8 protein-coding genes are annotated in these 9,132 nt (G+C 73.1%); 5 read left to right on the forward strand and 3 right to left on the reverse strand.

All coding sequences use genetic code 11. The features are described from left to right. Positions 1–35 precede the first annotated feature (35 nt). Both AC07CM_RS42635 and AC07CM_RS42640 read left to right on the forward strand, forming a co-directional pair. Entirely contained in the window at positions 36–1,163 is a 1,128-nt protein-coding gene (locus AC07CM_RS42635; RefSeq protein ID WP_478881929.1) for an alpha/beta hydrolase, read from the forward strand. 97 nt (positions 1,164–1,260) lie between these two features. Further along, on the forward strand, positions 1,261–2,544 hold the full coding sequence (locus AC07CM_RS42640; RefSeq protein WP_478881930.1) for a hypothetical protein: 1,284 nt from the start codon (positions 1,261–1,263) through the stop codon (positions 2,542–2,544). Between the two features lie 48 nt (positions 2,545–2,592). On the opposite strand, the gene AC07CM_RS42645 is transcribed toward AC07CM_RS42640, so the two are convergent. Together AC07CM_RS42645 and AC07CM_RS42650 are read right to left on the reverse strand one after the other, a co-directional pair. Further along, complete coding sequence (locus AC07CM_RS42645) at positions 2,593–3,918, reverse strand: PH domain-containing protein (protein WP_478881931.1); 1,326 nt, start codon at positions 3,916–3,918, stop codon at positions 2,593–2,595. Next, positions 3,915–4,418: a PH domain-containing protein gene (locus AC07CM_RS42650; protein ID WP_478881932.1), complete on the reverse strand. Its 504-nt coding sequence runs from the start codon at positions 4,416–4,418 to the stop codon at positions 3,915–3,917. Before AC07CM_RS42650 ends, AC07CM_RS42645 begins: the two co-directional genes overlap by 4 nt. Positions 4,419–4,449: 31 nt before the next feature. Between AC07CM_RS42650 and AC07CM_RS42655 the strand changes: the two genes are divergently transcribed. After that, positions 4,450–5,598: an NADH-quinone oxidoreductase subunit D gene (locus tag AC07CM_RS42655; RefSeq protein WP_478881933.1), complete on the forward strand. Its 1,149-nt coding sequence runs from the start codon at positions 4,450–4,452 to the stop codon at positions 5,596–5,598. A gap of 47 nt (positions 5,599–5,645) precedes the next feature. Here the strand turns inward: AC07CM_RS42655 and AC07CM_RS42660 are convergent, their stop codons facing one another. Beyond that, positions 5,646–6,770, reverse strand: coding sequence for an SAM-dependent methyltransferase (locus AC07CM_RS42660; RefSeq protein WP_478881934.1), 1,125 nt, complete (start codon positions 6,768–6,770; stop codon positions 5,646–5,648). Positions 6,771–6,888: 118 nt separating this feature from the next. Between AC07CM_RS42660 and AC07CM_RS42665 the strand changes: the two genes are divergently transcribed. Both AC07CM_RS42665 and AC07CM_RS42670 read left to right on the forward strand, forming a co-directional pair. Next, positions 6,889–8,094, forward strand: coding sequence for a sensor histidine kinase (locus AC07CM_RS42665; protein ID WP_478881935.1), 1,206 nt, complete (start codon positions 6,889–6,891; stop codon positions 8,092–8,094). A gap of 85 nt (positions 8,095–8,179) precedes the next feature. Next, on the forward strand, positions 8,180–8,851 hold the full coding sequence (locus AC07CM_RS42670; RefSeq protein WP_478881936.1) for a response regulator: 672 nt from the start codon (positions 8,180–8,182) through the stop codon (positions 8,849–8,851). Positions 8,852–9,132: the final 281 nt, after the last annotated feature.

Raw genomic sequence — 9,132 nt, forward strand, 5'->3', positions numbered from 1 at the left:
GGCCACGGGCGGAAAGCGCAGGCAGGAAGCAGCCCATGGGTCTCACGAGCAATAAAGTGCTGGTGCTGGCGGTCGTCTTCGCCGTGATGCTGTTCGTCGCCACGGTGTGGCTGTGGCCGGGGCTCGCCCGGCGCAACTGGCGGGCCGTCAGTGGGCGCGTCGGTCTGCTCCTCGCCACCCAGCTTGCTCTGTTCACCTCCCTGGGGATCGCCGCCAACCAGGCTTTCGGCTTCTACGCCAGCTGGGCGGACCTGTTCGGCCGGGAGACCGACCAGGGCGTCGTCATCGACCACTCGGCCAACGGCGGCACGGGCGGCCCGCTGCAGGTGCTCTCCACCGCCGCCGTGCAGGGCGCCGCCGGCTCGCGGCCGCAGGCGGCCGGGCAGATCCAGCGGGTCGACATCGTGGGCCGCAAGAGCCACATCGCCACACCGGCGTACGTGTATCTGCCGCCGGAGTACTTCCAGCCGCAGTACCGCACGCGTACGTTCCCGGCGGCCGTCGTGCTGACCGGCTACCCCGGTACGGCCCAGGCGCTGGTGGACAAACTGCACTACCCGCGCACCGCGCAGGAGCTGGCCAAGAACGGGCGGATGCAGCCGATGATCCTGGTGATGCTGCGGCCGACCGTGGCGCCGCCGCGCGACACGGAGTGCGTGGACGTCCCGGGCGGCCCGCAGGCGGAGACGTTCTTTGCGAAGGATCTTCCGGAGGCGGTGCTGGCTCACTACCGGGTGGGCAGGCGGCCCGGCAGCTGGGGCGTCATCGGCGACTCCACCGGCGGCTACTGCGCGCTGAAGCTCGCCATGCACCACCCGAACGTCTACGCGGCCGGCGCGGGCCTGTCGCCGTACTACAAGGCGCCGATCGACCCCACGACCGGTGACCTCTTCCGCGGCGACGGAAATCTGCGGAATCGTGCCGACCTGTGGTGGATGCTCACGCACGAGCCCGCGCCCGACACCTCGCTGCTCGTCACCAGCAGCAGGATCGGCGAACACAACTACAAGGACACGCTCAGATTCATAGAGCGGGTGCGGGCCACGAACCTGACCCGGATCTCGTCGATCATCCTGGACAGCGGCGGCCACAACTTCAACACCTGGCGGCGGGAGATCCCGGCGACGCTGCAGTGGATCAGCGGGCGGCTGAGCGACCGCTGAGCCCGTCGGATGCCTGATGCCCCGTGAAGCCTTTGGTATGGCTGCTTTTTGCGGGGCGGGGGTCCGCGATTCGCCTACGCGCGGTAAGTTTCTGGCCATGCCACGTGGACGCCACCGCCATTCACCGCCTCTGCACCGGCTGCTGCCTTCGTCGGCGATCGCCGGCGTCTCCGTCGTCTGCGCGCTGGGTCCCTGGGTGTTCTCCGAGGTCACCGTGTTGCGCACGCTGGCCGCCGCCGCCGCGGCGACGGCTGTCGTGGGCGCGGTCGTGATGCGCCGGTGGGACGCCCAGGCGGGCAAGCAGGTCGCCGACCTCACGCGCGCGCGTGCCAGCGACGAGTGGCGCTACGAGGAGCGGGTCGCCGAACTGGAGACCGACCTCGAGGAGTCGCGCGAGCTGCGCACCAAGTTGGAGCAGCGGCTGCGCGCCAAGCGCGCGGAGCTGGCCGGCCTGCGCAACGAGCACGCGGCCCTGCTGCGCCGCTACGCCACCGCGGAGACCGAGCGCGCGACCGCCCTGGAGGGGCGCCGGTTGCTGGAGATCGAGGCGGCCGTGCCGTCCGGTGCGCCCGCGCTGCCGCCCGCGCGCAGCGCCGAGCCCGAGGCCGTCGGGACGGCCGAGGCCGACGAGGAGAAGCCGAAGACCGGCACCGCGTTCTCCGCGGAGGGCGCCCAGCTGTTCCTGAAGGCCGCGGTGGCGCTGTCCCGGCTCGACCGTGACAGGACGTCGGCCGAGGCCGGGGACGGGACGACCGAGCCGGAGCCCCCGGAGGACGGGCCCGCCAAGCCCGAGGCCGCCAAGCCCGAGGCCGCGAAGGCCGAGTCGGCCAAGTCCGAGCCCGCGAAGGCCGAGTCCGCCAAGGCCGAGCCCGCCAAGTCCGAGCCCGCGGCCGAGCCTGCCGGGGCCGAGGCCGGGGCAGCCGAGGCCCGGGGTGACGGTTCGGAAAGCCGGCCCGTTCAGGAGGGCGAGGCGCAGGGGAAGCCCGAGGCGGTCGACGGGCACGCCCGCGCGGCCGCCTCCACGACCGCGCCGGACCGAGCCGGCAAGTCCGCCGGGCAGCAGCCCACCGGTCACTTCACGGTGCCGACCGCGGTGGCCGTCGTACCGGCCGCACCCGTGCGGCGCCCGGCGGTCGAGGGCGGGTTCGACTTCTTCGGCACGCAGAAGGAGACGTCGTCCGCCGCGCTGGAGTCCGTGCAGAACGAGGACCTCGCCGACGTCGTCGGCCAGGAGGCCCTCGCGCTGCACAAGGCGGAGACCGAGGCGCAGTTCAAGCCGGCCGACGCGGAGTCGCGCGGCGTCGGCCAGGTGATCGACCTGACCGCGCACGACGAGACGGAGCAGATCGACGTCCAGGGGCTGCGCACCGCGGCTTCCTGAGACCCCACCAGCACCGGGCCCGGCTCACCCGCGAGGGGTGGGCCGGGCTCATGCCATCCAGCGGTCCGGGCGGGCGTCCCTGCGGCCGGTGCGGGACCGCTCCGCCTGGGCGCCCAGCAGCCGCGCCGCGTCCTGCGAGTCCCGCAGACGGGCCGTGACGGTCTTGCCGGCTCCCGTGTCCACATGGACGTCGGCGAGCCCCCACAGACGCTCCCAGGGGCCCTGGGTGAGCCGTACGCTCTGCACCTTGGCGTGCGGGACCAGTGACAGGCGGCGGCGCAGCAGGCCGTGCCGGGCGGTGAACACCGTCTCGGTGACCGCGAGGCCGTACCCGCGCCACCGCACCGGCACGCACCACCGGGCCCGTCGCGGCGGCCGGGACGGCGACGCCGGCACGGTCACGCCGGGCAGCACGCGCGCTATGACCGACTCGGCGACCACGCGCGGGGCGACCGGCACCAGCACGGAGTTGGCGGACCCGGCCACGTCCAGCTCCACCCGCACCCAGCCGAGTGGCCGCCACAGCAGCGGCTCCACGATCCGCACGGTCTGCACGCGCCCCGGTGGCACCGTCTCGTGCGCGCGGTCGAGCAGCCCGTGGTCGATGCGCAGCCCGTCCGGGGACTCTGCCACCGTCCAGTCGTACTCGGCGACGAACCGGCCCGCGCTGCTCGCGCCCGCCGCGCCGAGCAGCGGCAGGCCCGCGGCGAGCACCGTCCACACGCTGTGGGTGGCGAGCCAGAGCACCGGCGGTACGACGAGGGCGGCGATCAGGGAGCCCCAGGTCGCCCCCGTCAGCACCAGGGAGAGCGCCAGTTCGCGCGGGGGCACGCGCAGCAGGTCGTGCGCCGGCGCCTCGCCGACCTCGCGTGCCGTCTCGGGCGCGAAACCCGCCGCGCGCGCGAGCAGCTCCGCGCGCAGGGCACGCGCCTCCTGCTCGCCCAGAAAGGCCAGTTCGTCCTTCTTGTCGGCCCCGACGACGTCGATCCGCAGCTTGGCCACACCCGCCACGCGCGCGAGGAGCGGACGCGTGACGTCGACCGCCTGGATGCGCTCCAGCCGGATGTGCGCGCTGCGCCGGAACAACAGGCCGGTGCGTATGCGCAGTTCGCTGTCGGTGACCGCGAAGTGCGTGAACCACCAGGACAGGAAGCCGTAGAGGCCGGCCGCCGGGACCAGCACGGCCACTCCGACGAGGAGCATGGTGGAGGTCAGTCTCTGCAACTGCTCCTGTGCGCTGTTCGGGTCGTGCGCGGCCCAGCCGGCGAGCACGGCAACCGGCGCCCAGGCCCGCCGGAAGGGCGTGACGGGGTGCAGCCGCCGCTCGGCGACGGGCGGGCGCGCCGGTACGCCGTCGAGGTCCGGGGTGGTCACAGGCCCGCCGATCGGGCCTCGCCCAGCTCGGTGAGCCGGTCGCGCAGCCGCTCCGCCTCGGCCGGCTCCAGGCCCGGGATGGTCGCGTCGGTCGCCGCTGCCGCGGTGTGCAGCTGCACGCTGGCCAGCCCGAAGTATCGCTCCACGGGCCCCGAGGTGACCTCCACCAGCTGCATGCGCCCGTACGGCACCACGGTCTGCTCGCGCCACAGGACGCCCCGGCTGATCAGCAGGTCGTCGGCGCGCTCGGCGTACCGCCAGGAGCGCCAGTTGCGGCCCAGCAGCCGCCAGCCCCACGCGGCCAGGGCCAGTGGCAGCAGCGCGAAGGCGGCCCAGGCCGGTCCCGCGAGCAGGCCGGGCAGCAGCCCCGCCGCGAGGGCGAGCACCCCCGTCCACACCCCCAGCAGCAGCCGCCGCATCCGCAGCAGGCCGGGCGGCAGCCCCCGCCACTCCTGCCCGTCCCCCGCCACCCCGGTCTCCGCCGGGATCCCCGTCTCCATGGGCCCAGCGTACGTAGGGGAGACTGGGTCCATGACTGCGACGGAGACCACGGTCGGCATCGGCGGTGCCGCCGAGAGCACCGACATGGTGCTCAACATCGGCCCCCAGCATCCGTCCACGCACGGCGTGCTGCGGCTCAAGCTGGTGCTGGACGGCGAGCGCATCCTGCACGCGGAGCCGGTGATCGGCTACATGCACCGGGGCGCCGAGAAGCTCTTCGAGGCGCGCGACTACCGGCAGATCATCATGCTCGCCAACCGCCACGACTGGCTGTCGGCGTTCTCCAACGAGCTGGGCGTGGTCCTCGCCGTGGAGCGGATGCTCGGCATGGAGGTCCCCGAGCGCGCGGTGTGGACCCGTACGCTCCTCGCCGAGCTGAACCGGGTCCTGAACCACCTGATGTTCCTCGGGTCGTACCCGCTCGAGCTGGGCGGGATCACGCCGGTCTTCTACGCGTTCCGGGAGCGCGAGGTGCTCCAGAACGTCATGGAGGAGGTCTCCGGCGGGCGCATGCACTACATGTTCAACCGGGTCGGCGGCCTCAAGGAGGACCTGCCGGCGGGGTGGACGGCACGCGCGCGTGCCGCCGTCGCCGCCGTGCGCTCCCGCATGGACGTCTTCGACGACCTGGTGCTCGGCAACGAGATCTTCCGGGGGCGTACGCGGGGCGTGGGGACGCTCGCGCCCGAGACGGTGCACGCCTACGGTGTGAGCGGGCCCGTCGCGCGCGCCTCGGGCGTCGACTTCGACCTGCGCCGTGACGAGCCGTACCTGGCGTACGGCGAGCTCCAGGACACGCTGAAGGTCGTCACCCACGGCGAGGGCGACTGCCTCGCCCGTTTCGAGTGCCTCCTGGAGCAGACCCACAACGCGCTGGACCTCGCCGACGCCTGCCTGGACCGGATGGCCGAGCTGCCGCCCGGGCCGATCAACCAGCGGCTGCCGAAGGTGCTGAAGGCGCCCGAGGGGCACACGTACGCGTGGACCGAGAACCCGCTCGGGATCAACGGCTACTACCTGGTCAGCAAGGGGGACAAGACCCCGTACCGGCTGAAGCTGCGCTCGGCCTCGTACAACAACATCCAGGCGCTGACCGAACTGCTGCCGGGGACGCTGGTGGCGGACATGGTGGCGATCCTGGGTTCGATGTTCTTCGTGGTCGGAGACATCGACAAGTGACCGACAAGTGATCGACAAGTGACGGTCGCTTGATCGTCAGGTGACCGTCAACTGGCCGCGCCTCGGGCGAGCGGGTCGGGGATTCCGACCGGCTGGAGCAGCCAGCCGAAGTCGCCGAGGCCGTCCGGCGCGGTGAGTTCCGCGGCCTCGCCGGCGCTCGCGAGGGCGCGTACGTAGGCCGAGGGGTCCGTGGAGGCCAGTGCCAGTGGGGGGCGTGCGCCGGTGATGCCCAGGGCGCGCAGGGCGGCGCGTTGCGTGAGCAGGCGCGCGGTCGGGATTGTGTGCGCCTCCGCGGAGGGTGCGTGCGCCGTGTCAGAGGACGTGTGCGCGATGCCGGAGGACGTGGGCGCGGTGCGAGGAGCCGCCCATGCCGTCGCGCATGCCGCCGCGCACGCGTCCAGCGCGACGTGCGCCGTGATGTCGCACGACCCGTCCGGCACAGGAGCCGTCTCGCGTCCCTCCCGGAAGCCGGTGAGGGTCCCGAACGGGGGGCGCGCGTCCACGGTGTGCGCGTAGTCCACGGCCACCGCCAGCCCCCGGCTCACCCGGCCCGCCGCCGCCGCCCACGCCCGGTCCCTGGGCAGCCCGATCTCGGCGCGCAGACCCTCCTCGCCCGGCAGCGGCCACCACCGCGCCAGCCACTGCGCGTCCGCGCCCGACACCGGCGCCCCCAGCCGCTCGGCGCCGTCGTCCGCGACCAGCACCAGCCGGGGCACGCCCGCAGCGTCCACCTCGGCGACGTCCACGGGCACGTTGTCCAGCCATTCGTTGGCGAACAGCAGCCCGCTCACCGCCTCCGGGGGTTCGGACAGCCAGGTGATCCGCTCGTCCAGGCCCGCCGGGCGCCCGGCGATCTCGACGGCGTACCCGCGCGCGCGGGCGGCCACGTCGGACGGCAGGGCGGCGAGCACGCCGGTGACCAGCTCGCCGCGCCCCGCGCCCATGTCGACGAAGTCCAGCGTCCGCGGCCGCCCGAGGGCCTCGTCGACCCGGCACAGCAGCCCGGCCACGGCCCGCGCGAACAACGCGGACGCGTGCACGGACGTACGGAAGTGCCCGGCGGGGCCCTCGGGTCGCCGGTAGAAGCCGCCGGGCCCGTAGAGCGCCTCCTCGGTCGCCTCCCGCCAGCCGCGTCGCTCGCGGGTGCTCTCCGCCGTCGCCTCATCCGTCACCGGGACAGACTAGGCGTACAGGTGATCACGGCCTCCACCTTGCGGAGTACACGTCCCGCGCGCGGATCGGCCCTCCGGTTGACCCCTGCACGCATCCGGTTTCCCTACTCTGGGTTACGTGCAGCGCCTCTATGACTTCCTCCGCAGGCACCCGACATGGGTCGACACCTTCTGGGCCGTCGTCCTGTTCGGGCTCTCCGGCGTGAGCGTGGTGAGTCAGAGCGGCGTGCGTGACCACCACATGTCGATCGCCGGCGGCCTGGCGGTGTCCGCCGTGCTGTGCGTCGTCGTGGCGCTGCGCCGGCGCTTCCCGGAGCCGATGCTGCTGCTGGCCCTCGCGACCGGGCTGGTCCAGCTGGTGCTGGACATCGAGACGACCGTGGCCGACTTCGCCATGCTGGTGATCACCTACACGGTCGCCACGGTCGGCGCGCGCTGGGCCTCCCGGCTCGCGCTCGTCGTCAGTCTCTCGGCGGCGGCGCTCGCGCAGATCCGCTGGCCCGCCCAGCAGAGCAGCACGCTGGGCCAGCTGGCGATCGCGGTGTTCCAGACGGTGCCGTTCGCCCTCGCCTGGGTGCTCGGCGACTCCATGCGCACTCGTCGCGCCTACTTCGCCCAGCTGGAGGAGCGCGCCGCCCGGCTGGAGAAGGAGCGCGAGGCGCAGGCCAAGGTGGCGGTCGCCGCCGAGCGCGCCCGGATCGCGCGCGAGCTGCACGACGTCGTCGCGCACAACGTGTCGGTGATGGTGGTCCAGGCCGACGGCGCCGCCTACGTCCTCGACGCCGCCCCCGACCAGGCGAAGAAGGCCCTGGAGACGATCTCCTCCACCGGCCGCCAGGCCCTCGCCGAGATGCGCCGCCTGCTGGGCGTGCTGCGCACCGGCGAACACCAGGAGAGCGGGGAGTACGTCCCGCAGCCGGACGTCGAGCAGATCGACGACCTCATCGAGCAGTGCCGCACCTCCGGCCTGCCCGTCGACTTCAAGGTCGAGGGCACCCCCCGCCCGCTGCCCAGCGGCGTGGAGCTGACCGCGTACCGCATCGTCCAGGAGGCGCTCACCAACACCCGCAAGCACGGCGGGCCCAACGCGGGCGCGAGCGTGCGGCTGGTCTACTTCGACGACGGGCTCGGCCTGCTCGTCGAGGACGACGGCAAGGGCGCCCCGCACGAGCTGTACGAGGAGGGCGGCGCCGACGGCCGGGGCCATGGCCTGATCGGCATGCGCGAGCGGGTCGGCATGGTCGGCGGCACCCTGGACGCCGGCCCGCGCCCGGGCGGAGGATTCCGGATCAGCGCGCTGCTCCCGCTCAAGCCGGCGCACTGACGCCCTCGCACGCCCCCGGTTGACACCTGCCACCCCCCTGCCGACGCTCCCGAAGCCTCGCAACGAAGACACGGAAGAGGACCCGATGACGATCCGCGTGATGCTCGTCGACGACCAGGTGCTGCTGCGCACCGGGTTCCGGATGGTGCTCGCCGCCCAGCCGGACATGGAGGTCGTCGCGGAGGCGGGCGACGGCGTGGAGGCCCTTCAGGTGGTGCGGTCCACCGCCGTCGACGTCGTGCTGATGGACGTGCGCATGCCCAAGCTGGACGGCGTGGAGGCCACCCGGCGGATCTGCGTGGAGCCCGATCCGCCGAAGGTGCTGATCCTGACCACCTTCGACCTGGACGAGTACGCCTTCTCCGGGCTGAAGGCGGGCGCCTCCGGCTTCATGCTCAAGGACGTGCCGCCCGGTGATCTGCTGGCGGCCATCCGCGCCGTGCACAGCGGCGACGCGGTGGTGGCGCCGTCCACCACCCGGCGCCTGTTGGACCGGTTCGCGCCGATGCTGCCCTCCGCCGGCAAGGAGCCCCAGCACAAGGAGCTGGAGCGGCTCACCGACCGGGAGCGCGAGGTCATGGTGCTGGTCGCGCAGGGCCTGTCGAACGGCGAGATCGCGGCCCGGCTGGTGCTGTCCGAGGCGACGGTGAAGACCCATGTGGGCCGGATCCTGACCAAGCTCGGCCTGCGCGACCGGGTACAGGTCGTGGTGCTGGCCTACGAGACCGGCCTGGTCCGGGCGGGCGGCCACGGCTGACGCCCCCTCGGCGAGGTCCGCTGCGGTTCGGCAGCGCCTTGTGTCCGACCCGAGCGGGGTCTGGTGCGTGCAGCTGCAAGGCGGAGGAGGGCGTCAACGCGGAGCGTTGGCAACCGACGACAACGCGGCAGATGTGCGTGCCAGGCCCCGCGATCCCGGCAAGATCCGAAAGAGAGGCCCTAGTGCGATGCGCCAGAATTTCTGAGGGTTAGTTGGTACCTTTATTTTCATGGCGCATCGGGGTCCTGCTGCTGTTGAGATCGTTCTTTCCGAGGACGAGC

The organism is Streptomyces sp. NPDC044061 (assembly GCF_056434305.1).